Origin of the sequence: Halovulum dunhuangense (assembly GCF_013093415.1) — a bacterium.
GTDB classification, from domain to species: Bacteria; Pseudomonadota; Alphaproteobacteria; order Rhodobacterales; family Rhodobacteraceae; genus Halovulum; species Halovulum dunhuangense.
In genome coordinates, this window is record NZ_JABFBC010000002.1 from 294246 (window position 1) to 315944 (window position 21699).

The following is a 21699-nucleotide window of genomic DNA, read 5'->3' on the forward strand; positions in this document are numbered from 1 at the left end:
GCCCGGGCGCCGCGCCCGTGGCTTTTGCTGGATGCCTCCGGCGGGGATATTTGAAGAAAGTGGAAGGACGGGGGTCAGGCCCTGGCCCAGAGGGGGTCTGCGCTGCCCAGGTGCGAGGTTCCATGCGGCCAGGCCATGGTGGTCGGGCCGATGGCGACCGCGGGTTTCAGGCGGCGGGCCGGGCCCCAGGGGGTCTGCTCGGGGTGCGGCTGGAAGTCATTGGCTTCGGGTTTGACGATCTCAGGGACATGGGGGGCCTGGCGGTGGGCCGCGAGAAGCGCCGCCGTGCGGGCGAGCGACAGCCGGGCGGCGGCGCCGGGGCCGCCCGCGCGCCGCCGCGCGAGCCCGTGCAGCGCCGCGGCGGCCATCAGGTAGCCGGTGGCATGGTCGAGCGCCTGCACGGGCAGCGGCACGGGTCGTTCGGCGCCGCGCCAGCGCTGGCCAAGCGCGGCGATGCCGGCGCTCATCTGCACCAGGCTGTCGAAGCCGCGCCGCCCGGCCCAGGGCCCGCCCCAGCCATAGGCGCAGAGCGCCACATCGACGAGGCCCGGCCGCGCCTGTGCCCGCGCCGCCTGCCCGAGGCCCAGCGCGTCGAGCGCGCCGGGGCGGTAGCCGTGCACCAGCACGTCGGCGCCCGAAAGCAGGTCGAGGAACTGCGCGCGGCCCGCGGGCGATTTCAGGTCCAGCCGGGCGCAGCGCTTGCCGAGGGTCACCTCGGGCTCGAGCGTGGGTTCTTCCCAGAGGGGCGGGTCGATGCGCAGCACCTCGGCCCCGAAACCGGCCAGGAAGCGCGTGGCGATGGGGCCTGCCAGGATGCGCGTCAGATCGAGCACCCGGATCCCCGCCAGCGGTCGCAGCGCGTTGGGGTCGGGCAGCGGCCCCGCCCGCCCCGGCAGGTCGGACCAGGCCACGAGCGGCTCTGCCGCGACGGCCCTGCCCTGCGGGTGGGCGGCCCAGGCGGCCCCGTCACGCATGGCGGCGGCGCAACCGCCCGCCTCCAGCACCGCGGCCTCGAGCGCGTCCGCGCGCCAGGTGGCAACAGCGGCGGCCACGGCGTCGGGTTCGGGCGCGCACGCCAGCACGCCCAGCGCCGCGGCCCGGTGGTGGGGGGCGTTGGTGTGGAGCCGGATCCAGCCATCCGCCGCGCGGTAGTCGCCGGCGATCGGATCCCAGGCCGGTGGCAGCGCCCAGCCCTCGGGGGCGAGCGAGGTGGAGAACCACAGGCTTGCGCGCCTGCGATCCACGCGCACGGGCCCCCGCAGATCCGCAAGCCCCGCCAGCGCCAGACCGGCGGCCGCGATGGAGGCGGTGGCCAGGTCGGTGACGGCGAAAGCCGAGGGGAGCGCGCCCTCTCCCTCGATCCGGAGGCGATCCGGGGGGGCGGGATCGCCGCCCAGCGCCGCCCGGATTTCCGCCAGCATCTCTGTCGCATATGTCATCGGCGCAGCCCCTTCCTCGCGCGAAACTGACATGCCCCAGCCCATCGCTGCAAGCGCGCGAGCCATGCACCAGCCGGGCAGCCCTTTTGCGCAGGGCGCGCTTTGCGGCGGGCTTCGGCGGCGCTAGGCTTGGGCGCGAAATTCCGGGAACCCGTCGCATGAACCCACTCAAGGGCATTGGCCTGAAGATCCTGTCGGTCAGCGTGTTCATCGCCATGTCCGCCTGCATCAAGGCGGCGGCCGAGGCGGGCGTGCCCCCGGGCCAGGCGGTATTCTTCCGGTCCTTCTTCGCCATCCCGGTGATCCTGGTCTGGCTGTGGATGCAGCACGACCTGGCGCATGGCCTGACCACGAGGAACCCGATGGGCCATCTGTGGCGCGGGCTGGTGGGCGTGGGCGGCATGGCGGGGGGCTTTACCGCGCTGGGGCTGCTGCCGCTGCCCGAGGTGACGGCGATAGGCTACGCCGCGCCGATCCTGATCGTGATCTTCGCCGCGATGTTCCTGGGCGAGCAGGTGCGCCTGTTCCGGCTGGCGGCGGTGGCGCTGGGCATGGTCGGCGTGGTGATCGTGCTGGCGCCGCGGCTGACGCTCGATGCGGTCGAGGATGCGACGCAATGGCAGGCGATGGGGGCGATCGCGGCCTTTCTGGGCGCGGTCTTCGCGGCGCTGGCGCAGGTCTTCGTGCGGCGGCTGATCGAGACCGAGAAGACGGCGGCCATCGTGTTCTACTTCTCGGCCACCGCATCCGTGCTGTCGCTGGCGACGATCCCCTTCGGCTGGGTCATGCCGCCCGCGCCGGTGCTGGCGCTGCTGATCGCGGCGGGCATCCTGGGCGGCTTCGGCCAGATCTTCCTGACCTCGTCATACCGTTTCGCGCCCGCGTCCGTGATCGCGCCCTTCGAATATGTCTCGATGCTGATGGCGATCGTGATCGGCTATGTCTTCTTCGCCGAGGTGCCCACGGGCCAGACGCTGCTGGGCGGGGCGCTGGTCGCGGCGGCGGGGCTTCTTATCATCTGGCGCGAGCGGCAGCTGGGGCTGGAGCGGGCCCGCGCACGCAAGGTGATGACGCCGCAGGGTTGACCGCGAGAGCGGCTTCGCGCATGAGCGATGCCATGCTGATCTACAAGATTTTCCGCGCGGACGAGTATGCCGCCTTCGACGCCTCGGGGGAAAGCGCCGGCGCGCCGGTGGACCTCGCCGATGGCTATATCCACCTCTCGACCGCCGAGCAGGTGAAGGAGACCGCCGCGAAGCATTTCGCCGGCGAGACCGGGCTGATGCTGCTGGCGCTCGAGGCGGATACGCTCCACGCGCTGAAATGGGAGCCGTCGCGCGGCGGGCAGCTGTTCCCGCATCTCTACCGCCCGCTCCGGCGTGCCGACATGCTCTGGGCAAGGCCGCTGCCGCTGCGCGACGGGGTGCATGATTTCGGGGGACTCGCGTGACCTCGATCGCGGAACGCGTCGGGATGGCCGCGCTCAGGCGCATGGACCCCGAGCGCGCGCACGGGCTGGCGCTGCTGGCGCTCAGGACCGGGCTTGCCCCGCTGCCACGGGTCCCGGTCTATCCGCGGCTGGAGACGGAATGCGCGGGGCTCAGGCTGAAGAACCCGCTGGGGCTGGCCGCGGGTTTCGACAAGAACGCCGAGGCGATCGGCCCGCTGTTGGCGGCGGGCTTCGGCTTTGTCGAGGTGGGCGCCGTCACGCCGCGCGCGCAGCCGGGCAACCCCAGGCCGCGGCTGTTCCGCCTGACCCGCGACCGGGCGGTGATCAACCGCTTCGGCTTCAACAACGAGGGCATGGAGGTGGTGGCCGACCGGCTGGCCGCGCGGCCCCGGGGCGGCGTGCTGGGGCTGAACCTGGGCGCGAACAAGGACAGCACGGACAAGGCCGCCGATTTCGCCGCCGTGCTGGCGCGCTGCGGAAGCCATGTGGATTTCGCGACCGTCAACGTCTCGTCACCCAACACCGAGAAGCTGCGCGACCTGCAGGGCCCCGAGGCGCTGCGCGCGGTGCTGGTCCGCGTGCAGGAGGCGAATGCGGGCCTGCCCCGGCAGGTGCCGCTTTTCGTCAAGATCGCCCCTGACCTGGAGCCGGAGGACCTGGACGCCATCGCGCGCGTGGCCGAGGAGACGGGCCTTGCGGGGATCGTCGCGACCAACACAACGCTGGCGCGGCCCGCGCACCTGCGCAGCCGCCATGCAGCCGAGGCGGGCGGGCTGTCGGGCGCGCCGCTGAAGACGCGGGCGACCGAGGTGATGCGCCTTCTGGCGATGCGGACCCGGCTGCCGCTGATCGGCGTGGGCGGCATCGCGACCGGCGCCGACGCGATCGAGCGGATGCGCGCGGGCGCGAGTGCCGTGCAGCTTTACTCGGCGCTGGTCTATGGCGGGCTGGGGCTGGTGCCCCGGATCCTTGCGGACATGGACGCGGCCCTGTCCAGCGCGGGCGTCGGGCATGTGGCCGAAATCGTGCCTCAGGCCGGCGCGGCGGCCCGCTCCAGCGCGGGGTAGCGCAGCGCCAGCGTAACGCCGCGGGCCGCGTAGAACACCATGAGTGCCGCCCAGAGCCCGTGGTTGCCGAAACCCGGGACCAGCAGGGCCAATGCCAGCGCATAGATCCCGACGGACCGGATCATGGCGCGGCGCATGTCGGCGGTGCGGGTCGCGCCGATGAAGATGCCGTCCAGCATCCAGGACGCGGCCCCGATCACCGGTGCGGCCGCGACCCAGCCCAGATAGCTGCGCCCGGCCGCCTGCACCTCGGGCGCCTTGGCCATCAGGTCGATGACGTATGGCCCGGTCAGCAGGAACGCGGCGCCAAGCGGGATCGACAGGCCCAACCCCCACATTCCCGAGACGAGCGCGCTTTCGCGCAGCCGCGCCCGGTCGCCCGCGCCCATGGCGCCGCCCACCAGCGCCTCGGCCGCGAAGGCGAAGCCGTCGAGCGCGTAGGCGGTGATCGAGATGAACTGCATCAGCACCTGGTTCGCGGCCAGCGTCACGTCGCCCTGCCCCGCCCCGAGGAACATGAAGACCGCGAAGCTGGCCTGAAGCAGGACGGAACGGACCATGATGTCGCCGTTCACGGCCATCATGCGGCGCAGGCGGGCGCGGTCGAAGACCCGCGGCCAGTCGCGCCGCTGGTTCCCAGCGAATGCCGCACGGCACAGCCAGAGCCCGATGGCGAGCCCGGACCATTCCGCGATGATGGTCGCGGTGGCGACACCGCCCACACCCAGTCCCAGTCCCAGCACGAACCAGAGGTCGAGCAGGATGTTGAGCCCGTTGATCCAGAGTTGCAGCATCAGCACCGCGCGCGTCCGCTCCATCGCGATCAGCCAGCCGGTGATGGCATAGAGCGCGATGGCGGCGGGCGCGCCCCAGAAGCGGATGGAGAGATAGGTGCGCGCCATCCCCTCCACCTCGTCCGAGGCGGGGGCGAGCCGGAAGGCACCCGCCATGAGGGGAAGCTGCAGCGCGATGATGGCGGCCCCGGCGGCGCCCGCGATCATAAGCGCCCGCATCAGAAGCGCACCCGACTCGGCCGCGTCGCCCGCGCCGCGGGCCTGCGCGACCAGCCCCGTGGTGCCCATGCGCAGGAAGCCGAACACCCAGTAGATCATCGCCACGATCACCGCGCCGATGCCCACGGCGCCGATCGGCGCGGCCTGGCCCAGCTGGCCGACGACGCCGGTGTCCACCGCCCCAAGGATCGGCACCGTCGCGTTCGCCAGCACGATGGGCAAGGCGATCCGCAACACCCGGCGATGGGTCACGGGTCCGGCGCTAGTCATCCTTCTGGGGCATCAGGAAATGGCCGGTGGCCTGCGCGAACAGCCGCGCGCGGTTGTCCTGCCATGCCTCGACATGGACGCTGGCATAGCGCCGGCCGGACCGGTTGACCCGCGCCCGCGCATAGGCGTCGCGCGGCAGGCCGGATCGCAGGTAGTCCACGGTGAAGTCGATGGTCTTGGGCATCGGCGGGAAGCGCCCCGCCTCGATCGCCTCGGCGCCGGGGCCGCCATCCTCCATCATCTGCCAGACCATGCCCCAGTTGAGTTCGATCAGCGAGGCGATCTCGAGGAACGCGCCGATCGCGCCGCCATGCAGCGCGGGCAGGTGCGGGTTGCCGATCAGCCGGTCGGCATAGGGCAGGATCGCGGTCAGTTCGTCGCCGCGCCGCTCGAAGCGGATGCCCAGATGCTTGATGTAGGGCACCCCCTCGACCAGCCGGGCGAGCGCCTTTTCGCGACGCTCCTTGATGACCTGCACGGGTTCGGGACGCGGCGGCATCACTCCTGCTCCTCGCGGCGCGGCTCGACGGTGAAGGCGCCCGCGGCCGAGGCCACGGGGCTGTCGGGGGTATCGGTCCAGGCCGAGGCGCGCACGAAGGCGACCGAGCGGGTCATGCGGTAGCAGTCGGCGCGCGCCGTCACCGTCTTGCCCGGCTCTGCCGCGCGCATGTAGTCGATGCGCAGATCGAGCGTCGCGGTGCCGCCCGGGCGGTCGGGATGCGCCAGCACGGCCGTCCCCGCGCAGGTGTCGAGCAGCGCCGTTATGACGCCCCCGGCAAGCACGCCCGTGGCCGGATCGCCGACGAAGCGCGGGTCGTAGCCCACGGTCATGAGGGCATAGCCGTCGCCGATCTCGGCCAGTTCCATTCCGAGATCCGCGGAATGTGGCAGGGCGGCGATGAAGCGGCGGGCGGTTTCCAGTCGGGGATCCTGAGTCATCCCCCTCGAATAGCACGCGGCCGCAGTCGGCAAAACGGCGTTTCGCACCGCCAGGCAACCGTCAAATTGACGTGAGGGCATGGCTGCCCCCTGTATCTTACGCGAGCGTCAACCTAACCTGATCGCATTGACCGTGAGACACATGACACACCATGAGCGAAGATCTTTATACCATCGGGCGGATGTGCGACGAATTCGCCGTCACCCCCCGAACCCTGCGTTTCTACGAGGCGAAGGAACTGCTTGCCCCCGTCCGGGACGGGCAGAAGCGGCTGTTCACCCGCCGCGACCGCGCGCGGCTGAAACTGATCCTGCGCGGCAAGCGCTTCGGCTTCTCGCTGGAGGAGTTGCGCCAGCTGCTCGATCTCTACGATCTGGGCGACCAGCAGGCGACCCAGCTTGCGCGCGCCTACGAGCTGGCGCTCAAGCACCTGGCCGACCTGGAGGCGCAGCGCGACGAGTTGCAGGCCGCGATCACCGACCTGCGCGAGCAGATCAGCTGGGGCGAGCAGGAACTGGCCCGGCGCGGCATGCGCGGCGCGGCCGAATAGCGCCCCCTCGGGAACGGTGCGCCGGCCCCTGCCTCCCCGGCCCTGACGCAAGGAGGATCGGATGCCCGCTTATTCGCCCCCGCTGAAGGACATCGCCTTCGTCCTGCACGACCTGCTGGACGTGGAGCGGCGGCCGATCCCCGGCTACGGCGATCTCGACCGCGACACGACCGGCGCCATCCTGGCCGAGGCCGGTCGCCTGTCGGCAGAGGTGCTGGCGCCGCTGAACCGGGTGGGCGATCAGCAGGGATGCCGGCTGGAGAACGGCGCGGTGCGCACGCCCGAGGGGTTTCGCGCCGCCTATGACGCGGTGCGCGCGGGCGGCTGGATCGGGCTCGACTGCCACCCCGAGGATGGCGGCCAGGGCATGCCCTATGTGCTGCACACCGCTGTCAGCGAGACGTTCATCGCGGCCAACATGGCGCTCAACATGTATTGGGGCCTGTCGCATGCCGCCTGCTCGACCATCCGCGCCCACGGCACGGCGGAACAGCGGGCGACCTATCTGCCGCCGCTGGTGTCGGGCGCGTGGACCGGCACGATGAACCTGACAGAGCCGCATTGCGGCACCGATCTGGGCCTGCTGCGCACGCGGGCCGCGCCGCAGGCGGATGGCAGCTACCGCATCACCGGGCAGAAGATCTTCATCTCGGCGGGCGAGCATGACCTGGCCGGGAACATCGTGCACCTGGTGCTGGCCCGCATCCCCGGCGGCCCCGAGGGCGTGAAGGGCATCAGCCTGTTCATCGTTCCCAAGTTCCTGCCCGGCCCGGATGGCAGCCTGGGCGCGCGCAACGCCGTGACCTGCGGCAAGCTCGAGCACAAGATGGGCATCCACGGCAACGCCACCTGCGTGATGGACTACGACGGCGCCACGGGCTTCCTGCTGGGAGAGCCGCACAAGGGCCTGCGCGCCATGTTCACCATGATGAACGAGGCGCGGCTGGGCGTGGGCCTTCAGGGCTATGCCCTGGCCGAGGCCGCCCGCCAGGTGGCGGGCGCCTACGCGCGCGACCGCCGGCAGGGCCGTGCGGCCACGGGGGCAGCCGAGCCTGCCGCTGCGGCCGATCCGCTGATCGTGCATCCCGATATCCGCCGGATGCTGCTGGACCAGAAATCCTTTGTCGAGGGGGCGCGCGCCTTCGTCCTGTGGGGGGCGGTGCTGATCGACCAGGCCGCGCGCGGCGGCGACGCGGCGGCGCATGGCCTGAGTTCCCTGCTGACGCCGGTGATCAAGGGCTTCCTGACCGACAAGGGCTTCGAGGCGACGGTTTCGGCCCAGCAGGTGCTAGGCGGGCATGGCTACATCGAGGAATGGGGCTTGTCGCAATTCGCCCGCGATGCGCGCATCACCATGATCTACGAGGGCGCGAATGGCGTGCAGGCGCTGGACCTGGTGGGCCGCAAGCTGGGATCGGATGGCGGGCGGCACATCATGGCGCTGATCGCCGAGTTCGAGACGACGCTCGCGGACGCCCGCGCGCGGGACGCCACGATGCCCGGCTTCGCCGATCCGCTGGCGCAGGCGCTCGCGGATCTCAAGGCGGCGGTCGGGTTCTTCATGGAGCATGGCCCGCGGGATCCGGATGCGGCGCTGGCCGGGTCCACCGATTTTCTGCACCTTCTGGGCCATGCCTGCCTTGGCCTGATGTGGACACGGATGGCGATTGCGGCGCAGGATGCGCTGGAGACCGGGGGAGAGGATCGCACCTTTCTCGCGGCAAAGCTCGACACCGGGCGCTACTACATGGCACGCGCCCTGCCCGCGACCGCGCTGCACCGCCGGCGGATCGAAAGCGGCGCAGGCCCCGTCATGGCGCTGGCGGCCGACGCATTCTGAAGCGCCGCCCGCAGAGGTGGCCGGAACAGGAAGGAGGGACAGTAAGATGAGCGGAACCGGACCATGCAGGCCCCTGCGGGCGGGCGCATGAGCATCCCCGTCCTTCACTGCTTCGCCCAGTCCGGCAATGCCTACAAGGCGGCCATGATGCTGGACCTGTGCAACGCCCCCTGGGAGCCTGCTTTCGTCGATTTCTTCAACGGTGCCGCGCGGGGCCCCGACTACATGGCCCTGAACGAGATGGCCGAGGTGCCCACCTATGTGGAGGGCGATCTGCGCCTGACCCAGTCTGGCGTGATTCTCGACTATCTCGCCGCCCGGCACGGCCGCTTCGCCCCCGACGGAGAGGCAGAGCGGCGCGAGGTGCTGCGCTGGCTGCTGTGGGACAACCACAAGCTGACGGCGAACCTGGCTTCAGCCCGGTTCATGCGGCTGTTCCTGGCCGAGCGTCACCGAAAACCGGACGTGATCGACTTCCTCATGGGTCGGGCAAGAGCCGCGATGAAGGTGCTCGACCGGCGGCTGCAGGGGCAGGACTGGATCCTCGGGGATCGGCCCAGCATCGCGGACCTGTCCTGCGCGGGATACATCTGGTTTCTCGAGGAAATCGACATCGACCCCGCCGACACGCCCGGCATCGCGCGCTGGCGCGACCGGATCGCGGCGCTTCCCGGCTGGCGGCACCCCTACGAGGCGATGCCGGGCCATCCGCTGCCGGGGGCGGCGTGATGCCGATGGGGCCGAACAGCTTTCACGCCCTGGTGTGGATCGGGCTTGGCGCGTCTGCGATCGGCTTCGCGCTCTCTGGCGGGAAGGGCGCCGTGCCGGTCCTGCCGGGCACCGCGGCGCTTGTCGTGGCGCTGGCGGCTATCTTCGGCGCGGGGCTGCTGACCCCTGCCGTCGTGGGTGCGGCAGCCATGGTCGCGGCGGCGACCGTGCGCCCCCTGAGTGTGCCCGCGGCCATGGTGCGCATGGGCCCGCTGTTCACACTCGCGGCCTTGGGTGCGGCCGGGATGCTCTGGCTGACCCTGCTTGCGCTCTACACTGCCGGGACCGTTTCATGACCGACGCCTACATCTATGACGCGATCCGCACGCCACGCGGCAAGGGGCGGCCTGACGGCGCCCTGCACGAGGTGACGGCGCTTTACCTGTCGGCCTTCACGCTCGACCGGCTGGCCGAGCGGAACGGGCTGGACACGACCCGGATCGAGGACGTGATCTGGGGCAATGCCACGCAGGTGGGCGAACAGGGCGGCTGCCTTGCGCGGTCCGCCGTGCTGGCGTCACGCTATGCCGAAAGCGTGCCGGGCCTGTCGATCAACCGGTTCTGCGCCAGCGGGCTGGAGGCGGTGAACCTGGCCGCGCACCAGGTCACGGCCGGCATGGGCGATGCCTATGTCGCCGGCGGGGCAGAGATGATGAGCCGCGTGCCGATGGGCTCGGACGGGGCGGCCATCGCCGCCGATCCGGGCCTTGCGATGGGATCGCGCTTCGTGCCGCAGGGCATCGCCGCCGACATCATCGCGACCGAATACGGCTTTTCCCGCGCAGACGTGGACGCCTACGCCGTGGAAAGCCAGCACCGCGCCGCAATCGCTCTGGAGGAAGGGCGTTTTGCGCGCTCGGTCGTGCCGGTCACGGACCGCAACGGCCTGTTGCTTCTGGACCGGGACGAGCACCCGCGCCCGGGCACCGACCTCGCGGCGCTGGCCGCGCTGAAACCGGCCTTTGCCGAGCAGGGGCAGGCGATGCCGGGCTTCGACGCGGTGGCGCTGCTGAAGTACCCGCATCTGGAGCGGATCGAGCATGTCCACCACGCGGGCAATTCCAGCGGCATCGTCGATGGCGCCGCCGCCGTCCTGGTCGGCAGCCGTGCGTTTGGCGAGGCGCAGGGCCTGACGCCCCGCGCCCGCATCCGGGCCACGGCGCGGGTGGGCACCGATCCGACGATCATGCTGACCGGCCCGGTGCCGGTGACCGAACGTGCCTTGAAGGCGGCGGGCATGGGCGTGGGGGATATCGACCTGTTCGAGGTGAACGAGGCGTTCTCAGCCGTGGTGCTGCGCTTCCTTCAGGCCTTTGACGTGGATCACGACCGGGTCAACGTGAACGGCGGCGCGATCGCGCTGGGCCATCCGCTTGGGGCCACGGGCGCGATGATACTCGGCACCGCGCTGGACGAACTGGAGCGGACCGGCAAGGGCACGGCGCTGGTCACGCTCTGCGTCGCGTCGGGCATGGGCGCGGCCACCATCATCGAGCGCATGTGACGCGGGAGAGAGCCGATGAGCGATTTCACACTCGACCTTGACCCGGACGGCGTGGCGGTCATCGCCTGGGACCAGCCGGGCACGGCGATGAACGTGATGACGCGCGACGGCCTTGCCGCCTTCGAGGCGTTGTTCGAGCAGGTGCTGGCGGACCCGGCGGTAAAGGGCATCGTCCTGACCTCGGCCAAGGCGGATTTCGCGGGCGGCATGGACCTGAACGTGCTGGGCGGCCTGCGCGCAGAGGCGGGCGCGCGCCCCGCGCAGGCGCTGTTCGATTTCACCATGACCGGCCACCACATCCTGCGCCGGATCGAGCGCAACACGCTGGACCCCAGGACCAATCGTGGCGGCAAGCCGGTGGTATGGGCCTGCCCCGGCACCAGCGCCGGGATCGGCACGGAAATCGGCCTTGCCTGCCACCGGCGCATCGCGGCGGACACGCCCAGGGCGCGCATCGGCCTGCCCGAGATCAAGGTGGGGCTGTTTCCCGGCGGCGGCGGCACCACCCGCTTCGTGCGCATGGTCGGGCTGATGGCCGCCGCGCCCGTGCTGCTGGAGGGCAAGATGATGCCGCCCGCGCAGGCGAAGTCGCTCGGGCTGATCGACGAGGTGGTCCCGCCCGAGGATCTGATCGCGCGGGCGAAGGAATGGGCGCTCTTGGCGACCGATCAGGACCTGGTCAAGCCGTGGGACGCGCGCGGCTTCAAGTTTCCGGGCGGCGCGCCCTACAGTCCTGCGGGGTTCATGACCTTCGTCGGCGCGAACGCGATGGTGCTGGGCCGCACGCAGGGCGTCTATCCGGCGGCGCAGGCGATGCTGAGCGCGATCTACGAGGGCGCGCAGGTCGATTTCGACACCGCCCTCCGGATCGAGGCGCGCTGGTTCACGTCCGTCCTGATGGATCCGCGGTCCGAGGCGATGGTGCGGTCGCTGTTTCTCAACAAGACGGCGCTGGAAAAGGGGGCCGCGCGCCCGGCCCTGCCCGAGGCGAAGGTGCGCAGGCTGGGCGTTCTCGGCGCGGGCATGATGGGCGCGGGCATCGCCCATGTCGCGGCCGAGGCCGGGATCGAGGTGGTGCTGATCGACCGCGACCAGGCGGCGGCCGAGCGCGGCAAGGCCCATTCGGAGTCCCTGCTCGACAAGGCGATCAAGCGGCGCAAGACGACCGAGGCCGACAAGGCGCGGGTGCTGTCGCATATCACGCCCAGCGCGGATTACGCGGCGCTTCGGGGTTGCGACCTGGTGGTCGAGGCGGTGTTCGAGGATCCCGCGCTGAAGGCCGAGGTGACGGCCCGGGCCGAGGCGATGCTGGGCGAGGAGGCGATCTTTGCCACCAACACCTCGACGCTGCCCATCGGCGACCTGGCGCAAGCCAGCCGCGACGCGGCGCGTTTCATCGGCATCCATTTCTTCAGCCCGGTGGACCGCATGATGCTGGTCGAGATCATCCGCGGGCGGCAGACGGGCGATGCGGCGGTGGCCAAGGCGCTGGACTTCGTGCGCCAGATCCGCAAGACGCCCATCGTGGTGAACGACGCGCGCTTCTTCTACGCGAACCGCTGCATCATCCCCTATATCAACGAGGGGGTCATGATGGTGGGCGAGGGCATAGCGCCCGCGCTGATCGAGAATGCGGCGCGGCAGATGGGCATGCCGCTGGGGCCGCTGCAACTGACCGACGAGACCTCGATCGACCTGGCCGTCAGGATCGCCAGGGCGACCCGCGCGGCGATGGGCGACGCCTATCCGGCGGCGACCGCGCAGGCCGACGCGGTGCTGCTTGCGCTGTTCGAGGCGGGGCGGCTGGGGCGCAAGGCCGGGGCCGGCTTCTACGCCTATGACGAGGGCGGCAAGCGGCAGGGGCTCTGGCCGGGGCTTGCCGCGCAGTGGCCGGGCGCAGCGGCGCAGCCGGGCGTTGCAGAGGTGCGGCACCGCCTGGCGCTGATCCAGGTGCTGGAGGCGGTGCGCGCGCTTGAGGAAGGCGTGCTGACCGACATCCGCGAGGGCGATGTGGGCGCGATCCTGGGCTGGGGTTTCATGCCCTGGTCCGGCGGCCCCTTCGGCTGGATCGACATCGAGGGGCCGGATCGGGTCGTGGCCCTGTGCGACAGGCTGGCAGAGACGCATGGCCCGCGCTTCGCGGCCCCCGAACTGCTGCGCCGGATGGCAGCAGAGGGGCGGCGTTTCTACCACGGCGCACGCGCGGCCGCCTGAGAGGCGGGGCACGCTTTCCACACCTGTTCACTTTCCGGCAAGCGATCCGAAAGGCGGCGCTTTTCCCATCCGTCCGCCGTGCTAGGCTCGGGCAAAACAGAACGGGATGGGAGGAAACCGGTGCATCAGCTCATGCAGCACACCCCGCTGCGGATCGGCCGCATCATCGATCACGCCGCGCGCTTTCACCCCAACCGCCCGGTGATCTCACGCCGGCCCGATGACGGGCTGTGCGAAACCAGCTGGTGGGTGATCCGGGCGCGCGCGCTGCATGTCGCGCAGGCGCTGGCCGCGATGGGGCTCGGGCGGGGTGACGTGGTGGGCGTCATGGGCTGGAACACCGACCGGATGCTGGAACTCTGGTATGGCGTGCCGGGTGCGGGTGCGGTGCTGCACACGTTGAACCCGCGGCTGTTCGACGACCAGCTCGTCTACATCATCAACCATGCGGGCGACCGGCTGCTGTTCGTGGATACGGACCTGCTGCCCATCGTCGAGCGGATCTGGCCGCGGCTGGAAACGGTCGAGCAGGTGATCGTCCTGACCGACGCCGAGCGGATGCCCGAAACGCCGCTGCCCGCGCGGGATTACGAGGGCATGGTGCTGGAGCAGGACGGCGATTTCGACTGGGTGGCGGGCGACGAGACCGATGCCTGCGGGATCTGCTACACCTCGGGGACGACGGGCAATCCGAAGGGCGTCGTCTATACCCACCGGTCGAACACGCTGCACGCGATGACGATGATCACCCCCGACATGCTGGGACTGCGCGCGGCCGACCGGGTGATGCCGGTGGTTCCGCTGTTCCACGCGAACGGCTGGTCGATCGGCTATGCCGCCCCGATGACCGGGGCGTCGATGGTGCTGCCCGGCCGCGACCTGAGCCCCGCCGCGCTTTACGAATTGCTTGAGATGGGGGTGACGGTCACGGCCGCGGTGCCCACGATCTGGCTGATGCTGCTTGCGCATCTGGACAAGGCCGGGCTGAGACTGTCGAGCCTGAAGCGGGTCGTGATAGGCGGGTCGTCCTGCCCGCGGGCGGTGATCGAGCGGTTCCAGGACCATTACGGCGTGCAGGTGCTGCATGCCTGGGGCATGACCGAGATGTCGCCGGTGGGCACCATCTGCTCGTTCAAGCCCGAGATCGAGGCGATGGCGCCGGAGGCCCGGCTCGACATCCAGGAAACCGTCGGGCATCCGCCCTTTGGCGTGGACCTGCGCATCACCGACGACGAAGGAGAGCCCCTGCCCTGGGACGGCCAGACGCAGGGCAGGCTCTGGGCGCGCGGGGCCAGCGTGGTGGAACGCTACCTGCATGACGAGGCAGCTGCGAGCGACCCCGCCGGCTGGTTCGACACCGGCGATGTCGCGACCATGGACCCGCATGGCTATGTGCGGATCACCGACCGCTCGAAGGACATCATCAAGTCGGGCGGGGAATGGATCTCGTCCATCGAGCTTGAGAACGCGGCCCTTGCCCACCCGGACGTGGCCGAGGCAGCGGCGGTGGGCATGCCGCACGAGAAATGGGGCGAGCGCCCGGTTCTGGTGGTGGTCCCAAGGGCAGAGGCGCCACCGGAGCCGGCCACGCTTCTCGAGGTGCTGGCCCGCCGCTTCGCGCAATGGCAGCTGCCCGACGACATCGTGTTCGTCTCGGAGATACCGCACACCGCCACGGGCAAGATCTCCAAGCTGCAGTTGCGGCAGCAACTGGCCGGGATGGGATACGTCCTGCCCGCCCGGTCTTGAGAAGCCCCCTTCGCAGCCTGTAAGGATGGGGTCCGTCAGCATCCCATCCGCAAGGCAGAGTATCCTGTGACCGCGCTCGACCAGTATGTCCGTCTCGAAGCGCCAGGGCGGTGGCGCGAGCGCCCCGACAGCGCGTGGCGCGAGGTGCTCGTCTCCTTCGGGAACGCGTCGCTGGTGATCAGCAGCTTTTCCGAGGATCCGCTCACGCACTGGTCGCTTGCCGCGGTCGAGCGGCTGGAAGAAGGCCCGGACCGGGTTCTCTACGCCCCCGACCGCAGCGGCGACGAGGTGCTGGAAATCACCGATCCGCAGATGGTCTCCGCCATTGCCGAGGCCAGCCGCATGGCCCGCATCCGCGCGCGCCCCGCGCCCAGGCAGCCGCGGCTGCGGGCGGCGGCGCTGGTCGCGCTGGTGCTTGTCGTGGCGGGTGCGGGGATCACCTGGGGGCCCGATCTGATGCGCAGGCAGGCGCTGGCCCTGGTGACGCAGGAACAGGCGAGCCTGATCGCGGAAGGGGTGCGCGGGCGGCTTGGCGCGCGGGCCTGCGCCCTGCCCGAGGGGCAGCGCAGCCTGCGGCGGCTGGTCGCCGCCACCATGCCCGGCGCCATGGTCGAGATCCGCGCCTGGGATGCGCCGCCTCTGTCGGTGCTGACCGACGACACGATCCTCCTGTCACGGCGGGTGGTCGAGCAGGCGGGCTCCGCCGAGGTGGTGGCCGGCTGGATCACGCTCGGCGCGCTGTGGGGCGTGGATCGGACGCCGCTGTCACGCTGGATCGAACAGCTTCCCCCGCTGGAGGTGGCGCGGTTCCTGCTGTCGGGCGATCTGCAGCGGGCCGACATGAACGGGATCGCGGCGCTGGCGCGCGAAGGAAGCGGGGTGCCCGATGCCACCGCGCTTGCGGCGGTGGCCGAGACGCTGGCCACGCGCGGCATAGACGCGGCGCCCTTCCTCGAGGAGGCCGCGCGGCGCTGGCCGGACCGGGTCGTCAGCCCGCCGGCGCAGGCCGACAGCAGCCCGGTGATGCCGCGGGACCAGAACTGGATCGCGCTTCAGGAGATCTGCGCCGGCTGATCAGCCCGGGACCAGCACGCCATCCTCGAGCCGGACGACACGGTCCATCCGACGCGAAAGCTCGAGGTTGTGGGTGGCGATCAGGGCGCCGAGGCCGGTCTCGCGCGCCAGCGCAAGAAGCGCGTCGAATACCCTGTCCGACGTGCCGGGGTCGAGGTTGCCCGTGGGCTCATCCGCCAGCAGCAGATCCGGCGCATTCGCAAGGGCGCGGCAAAAGGCGACGCGCTGCTGCTCGCCACCCGAAAGTTCCGCCGGACGATGGTCGAGCCGGCCCGATAGCCCCACCCGGTCCAGCAGGTCCCGCGCCCGCGCCTCGGCGGCGCCGCTGCCGCTGCCCGCGGCCAGCTGGGGCAGGACCACATTCTCAAGCGCCGAGAATTCCGGCAACAGGTGGTGGAACTGGTAGATGAAGCCGATGCGGTCGCGCCTGAGCCGGGTCCGCACCCGGTCCGATGCACCGTCCGCCGGCTCGCCCGCGATGCGGATACGCCCGGCATCGGGCGTCTCCAGCAGGCCGGCGATATGCAGCAGCGTGGACTTGCCCGCGCCAGACGGCGCGACAAGGCCCACCACCTCGCCCTTTTCGACGCGAAGGGCGGCACCGCCCAGCACCCGAAGCGCGTTGGCGCGGCCGGGGTTGTAGGTCTTCTCGATCCCCTCGAGCAGAAGCGCATCACTCATAGCGCAGCGCCTCGACCGGGTTCAGGCGCGCGGCGCGGCGGGCGGGGAACCATGTCACGCCGAAGCTGAGGCCCAGCGACAGCGCCACCGCCTTCAGCACATCCTCGAGCCGCAGCTCGGCCGGTAGCTGCGAGATGTATCTTACGGAAGGATCCCACACGCCGCCGCCCATGATCCAGTTCACGGCGTTGAAGATCGGGTCGATGTAGATGGCGAAAAGGCAGCCCAGAACGACGCCGATGGCGGTGCCGGCAAGCCCGATCGACGCGCCGCAGATGAAGAACACCCGCAGCACCGACCCCTCGGACAGGCCCATGGTGCGCAGGATGCCCACGTCGCGGCCCTTGTTCTTCACAAGCATGATGAGGCCCGAGACGATGTTCATGGACGCGATCAGCACCAGGATCGAGAGGATGATGAACATGATGTTGTCCTCCATCTCGAGGGCGCGCAGGAAGCCCTGCCACTGCTCGCGCCAGGTGACGGTGTAGAGCCCGCCCCCCGTCGCGACCAGCAGCGGCTCGACCACCCGGTCCACCTCTTCGGCGTCGTCAACCATGATCTCGATTGCGTCCACCCGCCCCTCGCGGTTGAAGAAGCTCTGCGCTTCGGCAAGCGGCATGTAGATGCGGGTGCGGTCGATGTCGTAGCGGCCGACCTGGAAGATGTAGACCACCTCGTAGTCGCCGATGCGCGGCGTGGTCCCGAAGGGGCCCTTGACCCCGTCGGGCGAGATCAGGCGGATCGTGTCGCCCACCGAAAGGCCCAGCGCCTGCGCGACGCCGAGCCCCAGGGCCACGCCCTCGTCGAAGCGCGAAAGATCGCCCTGCTCGGTCTCGGGGTCGTTCACGAGCGGGATGGTGCGCAGATCCTCCAGCCGCTCGCCATAGATCTCGACGCCGGTGTTGCGGCCATTGGCGGTGGCCATGACCTGGCCCGAGACGAGGGGGGCCGCCCGCACCACGCCGGGAACCTGGGCGGCCATTTCGGCGATGGCATCGTAATTCTCGATGCCCCTTGGCAGCGCGCCATACTGGTCGTAGCGCGGCACGTCATAAAGGCTGACATGCGCGTTCGCGCCGACGATGGTGTTGACGAATTCCGTGCGGAAGCCCGAGCGCACGGCAAGCGTCGCGATCAGCGCGAAGACCGCCAGGGCGACGCCGATCAGCGAGATGATCGACATGACGCTCACCCCGCCCTCGCGCCGGCGCGCGCGCAGGTAGCGCCAGGCGATCAGCCACTCGAAGGGGGCGAAGGGGGGCGTGCGTCCGGCCATCCGTTCAGCTACCGCGCGGCTGGCCGCCGCCGGATGCCTCCGGCGGGGATATTTGAAGAAAGTGGAAGGCGGGGGCCCGTTCCACGCCTCAGTGCCCCGCGAAGATCTGGGCGCAGCGGTCGAGCGCCGCCTCGGGCGACATCTCTTCGCTTTCGCCGCTGCGCCGCGAGGTCAGTTCGACCACGCCGTTCTTCAGCCCGCGCGGGCCCACGGTTATGCGCCAGGGGCAGCCGACCAGGTCCATGGTGGCGAATTTCGCCCCGGCCCGTTCCTCGGTGTCGTCATAGAGCGGGTCGAGGCCGCGGGCGGCCAGGCCCTGGTAGAGCTGCTCGCAGGCGGCATCGGCGTCGGTGTCGCCCTGCTTGAGGTTGACGATGCCCACCTTGAAGGGGGCCACGCCCTCGGGCCAGATGATGCCGCGCTCGTCATGGTTCGCCTCGATCAGCGCGCCGACAAGACGCGAGACGCCGATGCCGTGGCTGCCCATGTGCACGGGCACGCGGCTGCCGTCCTCGGCTTGCACCACCGCCTGCATCGGCTCGGAATACTTGGTGCCGAAATAGAAGATCTGCCCCACCTCGATCCCGCGCGCGGTGCGCTTGCGATCCTCGGGGATGCGGGCGAACAGCTCCGGGTCATGGGTCTCGTCGGTGCGGGCATAGAGCGCGGTCCACTCGTCGTAGATGCCTTGCAGCGCCGCCACGTCGTCGAAATCGATCTGGCGGTCGCCGAAGGTGAAATCGGTGACCTTCGAATCGTAGAACACTTCCGATTCGCCGGTTTCGGCCAGCACCAGGAACTCGTGGCTGTAGTCGCCGCCGATGGGGCCGGTGTCGGCCCGCATCGGGATCGCCTTCAGCCCCATCCGTTCGTAGGTGCGCAGGTAGCTCACGAAATGCCGGTTGTAGGCATGCAGCGCGTCTTCCTTGGTCAGGTCGAAATTGTAGCCGTCCTTCATCAGGAACTCGCGCCCGCGCATGACACCGAAGCGGGGGCGGATCTCGTCGCGGAACTTCCACTGGATGTGGTAGAGCGTGAGGGGAAGTTCCTTGTAGCTGCGCACCGTGTTCCGGAAGATGTCGGTGATCAGCTCCTCGTTCGTGGGCCCGTAGAGCATGTCACGCTCGTGCCGGTCGCGGATCCGCAGCATTTCCTTGCCGTAATCGTCGTAGCGGCCGCTCTCGCGCCACAGATCGGCGGGCTGGAGCGTCGGCATCAGCAGCGGGATATGGCCCGCGCGCTGCTGTTCCTCGTGGACGATGTCCTCGAGGCGGCGCAGCACCTTGAAGCCCAGCGGCAGCCAGGAATAGATCCCGGCCTGCGCCTGGCGGATGAGGCCGGCGCGCAGCATCAGGCGGTGCGAGACGATCTGCGCCTCGGCCGGCGTCTCTTTCAGGATCGGCAGGAAGTAACGGCTAAGGCGCATGTCGCATCCATATCAGGAACAGGTCTCGGTCCGGCTGAAATAGGCCATGCACGCGATGGGTGCAATCGGCAGCACCAAACTGTGCAGGCGGTGGGCAATTCATGTTTGCAAAAGCGCCGGTCCCGTGCTTATCGTTTCACCAGTTCCAAGAGCGGCGGATCGCCGCAACCGAGTCGCAAAGTACCGGTGCGCGTCGTTCGTGGGCAAAAAAAGGGCCACAGCCCAAGTCTGGGGAGACGACATCACCGGCTTGCTTGAAGCAAGCCGGTTTTGTTTTGTGGCGATCGGATCGCGGTCAGTCGAAAGCCCCGTCCAGATCCCTGCGCATCGTGGCGACACCGCCCCGGCGGGACAGTTCTTCGTAGCCCGCAGAAAGATAGAGTGCGTGGGCGCGCGGGTTGTCGAGTTCCACCTTGAGCGTGATGGACAGCGCCCCCAGGCTCCGCGCCGCCTCCTCGGCCATGGCGACCAGCTGCTCCCCCGCCCCGCCGCGGGCCGCTTCCTCGACGAAGACATAGGTCAGGTGGCGGACCTCCGGCCCGATGCCCACGCGCAGGGCGAAGAAGCCGACCTCGCGCCCCGTTTCGTCATGCAGGTAGAAGGCGGTGTCGTCGGGGTCGCCCAGCCATTTCTCCTGCCATTCGAGCGGATCGAAGGGGCGCTTGGCATTGGGGTTGACCAGCGCGACGTCGTCTTCGGACCGCAGGAGGCGGGCCAGCGGCGCGGGGTCGAAGGGCAGGTTGGCGCGGACGGTCAGCTTCGACATGGTCTCGGCTCTCCGGTGTGGGTGGGCAGGCGTGATGCGGGGCCGCACCATGCACATGGAGGCCGGGAGCGCAACCTTTGCGGGCTATTTCTCCAGCGTGACCGCCGGTTCCAGGCCCAGCCTTGCGGCCAGCGCGCCCAGCCGCCGCTCTACCGCTTCGCCGCGGAGCGCGCGGGCGCGTCCCTTCAGAACCAGCGTCAGCTTGCCGCCAGCCGGAACGAGCGCCGTGTTCTCGAGCGAGCCGGGCGCCGCGCCGGAGAGCATCGCGCCAAGCCGCAGCGCCTTGCCCAGAAGCTCTGCCGCGGCCAGGCGCTCGGGGCTGAGGAGCTTCAGCACCTCGGGATCGAAGCCGTGATTGCCGGTGTTCTTGTAGCGGTTCAGGATCGCGGCACCGAGAAACACCCGGCCCGCATGGTCGAGCCCCGAAAGGTTCGCCCGCGTCACGGTCTCGAAGCAGACCTCGGCGCGGTAGTCGGGATGGGTGCGCCAGTTGGTGTCGTGCAGGTAGCAGGCGGCGCGGACCAGGCGCAATTCATCGCGGCTGGCATCGGGATAGAGCGGCATCAGCCAGGTGTAGAGCGACGCACCGAAGCCGGGAAAGCGCGCGCGCGTCATCTCCATGTGGCGTGCGGCCTCGAGCAGCGGGTCGCGGGCGCGCAGGGATGCCGGCATCCGTTCGTAGAGCATGCCCTCTCGCAGCCCGTAGGAGGAGACGACCAGCGCCTCGGGCCGCAGCACGTCGATGGTGCGGGACAGCACGCGGGCGGCGAGCGGCACGAGTTCCAGCCGCGCCTCGGACGTGTCGGTCAGCCCCTTCAGCCCGGCCACGCTTTCGCGCGCCAGCCACTTGCAGGTCTCGCGCGCCTGGTCGGGGGACATGCGGTATTCGTGCAGTACCTTGAGCGGATAGCCCCGCCGCTCCATGTCGAGCCGGGCGATGGCGCGCCAGGAGCCGCCGACAAGGAACATCTTCGAGGCCGGGCCGCCGATCCGCTCGACCAGCGCCGCGACCTCGCGGTCGATATGGGCGGCGATCGCCTTGTCGCTGCCAAGGTTCGCCAGCCGCAGCGGCCCGAGCGGCGAGGTGGAGCGCGCGCCGATGGTCCCCTCGCTCATGCGTGCGAGTTCCATCGATGCGCCGCCGATATCGCAGACGGCGCCGTTCGCCTTTGGCCAGCCGAGAAGCACCCCCTTGGCGGAAAGCATCGCCTCGTCCTCGCCGCTGGCGACGACCAGCCGAAGCCCGGTGGCGCGGGCGACCTTCTCGACGAAGTCGGCGCCATCCTCGGCCTCGCGCACGGCGGCGGTGGCGACCCCGGTCAGGGCCGTGACCTGCATCACCTCGGCCAGGGCCGCGAAACGATAGAGCGCGTTCATGGCGCGCGCGCGCCCCTCGGGATGCAGGCGCCCGGTTTCCTGAAGACCGCGACCGAGTCCGCAGAGCACCTTTTCGTTGTAGAAATAGGCCGGCGAACGGGCGACCCCGTCGAACACGACAAGCCGGACCGAGTTCGAGCCGACATCGACCACGCCGACGCGCCGGACCGATTCCCCCTCGATCGGGGCCCAGTCGCCCAGACCCGGCGCGGCGTAACCGCTTTCGAAAGACCGGATTTCCGTCACCGGCGCTCCCCTCTGGTTCGCGCCATTGGTGGCGGGACATCACGCG

Annotated in this window: 20 protein-coding genes; 11 read left to right on the forward strand and 9 right to left on the reverse strand. The window is 70.1% G+C overall.

The features are described 5' to 3' along the window. Nucleotides 1-74: 74 nt before the first annotated feature. Nucleotides 75-1439 (reverse strand): CoA transferase, encoded by a 1365-nt coding sequence (locus tag HMH01_RS12115; protein ID WP_171325910.1) that lies wholly within the window; start codon nucleotides 1437-1439, stop codon nucleotides 75-77. A gap of 158 nt (nucleotides 1440-1597) precedes the next feature. Here HMH01_RS12115 and HMH01_RS12120 point away from each other — a divergent pair, with 158 nt between their 5' ends. The 3 genes from HMH01_RS12120 to HMH01_RS12130 are packed head-to-tail and all read left to right on the forward strand — an operon-like array spanning nucleotide 1598 to nucleotide 3956. Then, nucleotides 1598-2524: a DMT family transporter gene (locus HMH01_RS12120; protein ID WP_171325912.1), complete on the forward strand. Its 927-nt coding sequence runs from the start codon at nucleotides 1598-1600 to the stop codon at nucleotides 2522-2524. A 32-nt stretch (nucleotides 2525-2556) separates the two neighbouring features. Beyond that, the gene (locus HMH01_RS12125) at nucleotides 2557-2889 is read left to right on the forward strand and encodes a DUF952 domain-containing protein (RefSeq protein ID WP_171326585.1); all 333 of its coding nucleotides are present in this window, start codon (nucleotides 2557-2559) and stop codon (nucleotides 2887-2889) included. 23 nt (nucleotides 2890-2912) lie between these two features. Beyond that, on the forward strand, nucleotides 2913-3956 hold the full coding sequence (locus tag HMH01_RS12130; RefSeq protein ID WP_171326586.1) for a quinone-dependent dihydroorotate dehydrogenase: 1044 nt from the start codon (nucleotides 2913-2915) through the stop codon (nucleotides 3954-3956). On the opposite strand, the gene HMH01_RS12135 is transcribed toward HMH01_RS12130, so the two are convergent. Genes HMH01_RS12135 through HMH01_RS12145 form a run of 3 tightly spaced genes read right to left on the reverse strand, consistent with a single transcriptional unit; the run spans nucleotide 3920 to nucleotide 6178 of the window. Continuing rightward, nucleotides 3920-5239, reverse strand: coding sequence for an MATE family efflux transporter (locus HMH01_RS12135; protein WP_171325913.1), 1320 nt, complete (start codon nucleotides 5237-5239; stop codon nucleotides 3920-3922). The genes HMH01_RS12130 and HMH01_RS12135 overlap by 37 nt on opposite strands. Further along, complete coding sequence (locus HMH01_RS12140; protein ID WP_171325915.1) at nucleotides 5232-5741, reverse strand: acyl-CoA thioesterase domain-containing protein; 510 nt, start codon at nucleotides 5739-5741, stop codon at nucleotides 5232-5234. Before HMH01_RS12140 ends, HMH01_RS12135 begins: the two co-directional genes overlap by 8 nt. After that, nucleotides 5738-6178 carry a PaaI family thioesterase gene (locus HMH01_RS12145; protein WP_171325917.1) on the reverse strand — a complete coding sequence of 147 codons (441 nt, stop codon included), beginning with the start codon at nucleotides 6176-6178 and terminating at the stop codon, nucleotides 5738-5740. The genes HMH01_RS12140 and HMH01_RS12145 overlap by 4 nt, the downstream gene beginning before the upstream one ends. A gap of 152 nt (nucleotides 6179-6330) precedes the next feature. On the opposite strand from HMH01_RS12145, the gene HMH01_RS12150 reads away from it, so the two are divergent. The 8 genes from HMH01_RS12150 (at nucleotide 6331) to HMH01_RS12185 (ending at nucleotide 15878) form a co-directional block, all read left to right on the forward strand. After that, entirely contained in the window at nucleotides 6331-6729 is a 399-nt protein-coding gene (locus tag HMH01_RS12150; RefSeq protein ID WP_171325919.1) for a MerR family transcriptional regulator, read from the forward strand. Between the two features lie 61 nt (nucleotides 6730-6790). Next, nucleotides 6791-8569, forward strand: a complete 1779-nt coding sequence (locus tag HMH01_RS12155; protein ID WP_171325921.1) for an acyl-CoA dehydrogenase C-terminal domain-containing protein — start codon at nucleotides 6791-6793, stop codon at nucleotides 8567-8569. Nucleotides 8570-8656: 87 nt separating this feature from the next. Then, nucleotides 8657-9298, forward strand: a complete 642-nt coding sequence (locus HMH01_RS12160) for a glutathione S-transferase family protein (RefSeq protein WP_171325923.1) — start codon at nucleotides 8657-8659, stop codon at nucleotides 9296-9298. Beyond that, a complete protein-coding gene (locus HMH01_RS12165) occupies nucleotides 9298-9633 on the forward strand; it encodes a hypothetical protein (protein WP_171325925.1) in 336 nt (111 codons plus the stop codon). The genes HMH01_RS12160 and HMH01_RS12165 overlap by 1 nt, the downstream gene beginning before the upstream one ends. Further along, nucleotides 9630-10841: an acetyl-CoA C-acetyltransferase gene (locus HMH01_RS12170; RefSeq protein WP_171325927.1), complete on the forward strand. Its 1212-nt coding sequence runs from the start codon at nucleotides 9630-9632 to the stop codon at nucleotides 10839-10841. Before HMH01_RS12165 ends, HMH01_RS12170 begins: the two co-directional genes overlap by 4 nt. A gap of 15 nt (nucleotides 10842-10856) precedes the next feature. Beyond that, nucleotides 10857-13055 (forward strand): 3-hydroxyacyl-CoA dehydrogenase NAD-binding domain-containing protein, encoded by a 2199-nt coding sequence (locus tag HMH01_RS12175; RefSeq protein ID WP_171325929.1) that lies wholly within the window; start codon nucleotides 10857-10859, stop codon nucleotides 13053-13055. 132 nt (nucleotides 13056-13187) lie between these two features. Then, nucleotides 13188-14804, forward strand: coding sequence for a long-chain fatty acid--CoA ligase (locus tag HMH01_RS12180; RefSeq protein ID WP_216366849.1), 1617 nt, complete (start codon nucleotides 13188-13190; stop codon nucleotides 14802-14804). Nucleotides 14805-14870: 66 nt separating this feature from the next. Next, nucleotides 14871-15878 (forward strand): hypothetical protein, encoded by a 1008-nt coding sequence (locus HMH01_RS12185; RefSeq protein ID WP_171325933.1) that lies wholly within the window; start codon nucleotides 14871-14873, stop codon nucleotides 15876-15878. Here HMH01_RS12185 and HMH01_RS12190 read toward each other — a convergent pair whose 3' ends face one another. The 5 genes from HMH01_RS12190 to HMH01_RS12210 form a co-directional block, all read right to left on the reverse strand. Next, on the reverse strand, nucleotides 15879-16559 hold the full coding sequence (locus HMH01_RS12190) for an ABC transporter ATP-binding protein (RefSeq protein ID WP_171325935.1): 681 nt from the start codon (nucleotides 16557-16559) through the stop codon (nucleotides 15879-15881). It lies immediately after the preceding gene. Then, the gene (locus HMH01_RS12195) at nucleotides 16552-17838 is read right to left on the reverse strand and encodes a lipoprotein-releasing ABC transporter permease subunit (RefSeq protein WP_171325937.1); all 1287 of its coding nucleotides are present in this window, start codon (nucleotides 17836-17838) and stop codon (nucleotides 16552-16554) included. Before HMH01_RS12195 ends, HMH01_RS12190 begins: the two co-directional genes overlap by 8 nt. A gap of 88 nt (nucleotides 17839-17926) precedes the next feature. Next, nucleotides 17927-19264, reverse strand: a complete 1338-nt coding sequence (gene proS / locus HMH01_RS12200; RefSeq protein WP_171325939.1) for a proline--tRNA ligase — start codon at nucleotides 19262-19264, stop codon at nucleotides 17927-17929. Between the two features lie 295 nt (nucleotides 19265-19559). Next, complete coding sequence (locus HMH01_RS12205) at nucleotides 19560-20030, reverse strand: GNAT family N-acetyltransferase (protein ID WP_171325941.1); 471 nt, start codon at nucleotides 20028-20030, stop codon at nucleotides 19560-19562. An 84-nt stretch (nucleotides 20031-20114) separates the two neighbouring features. After that, nucleotides 20115-21653, reverse strand: coding sequence for a Ppx/GppA family phosphatase (locus HMH01_RS12210; protein ID WP_171325943.1), 1539 nt, complete (start codon nucleotides 21651-21653; stop codon nucleotides 20115-20117). Nucleotides 21654-21699: the final 46 nt, after the last annotated feature.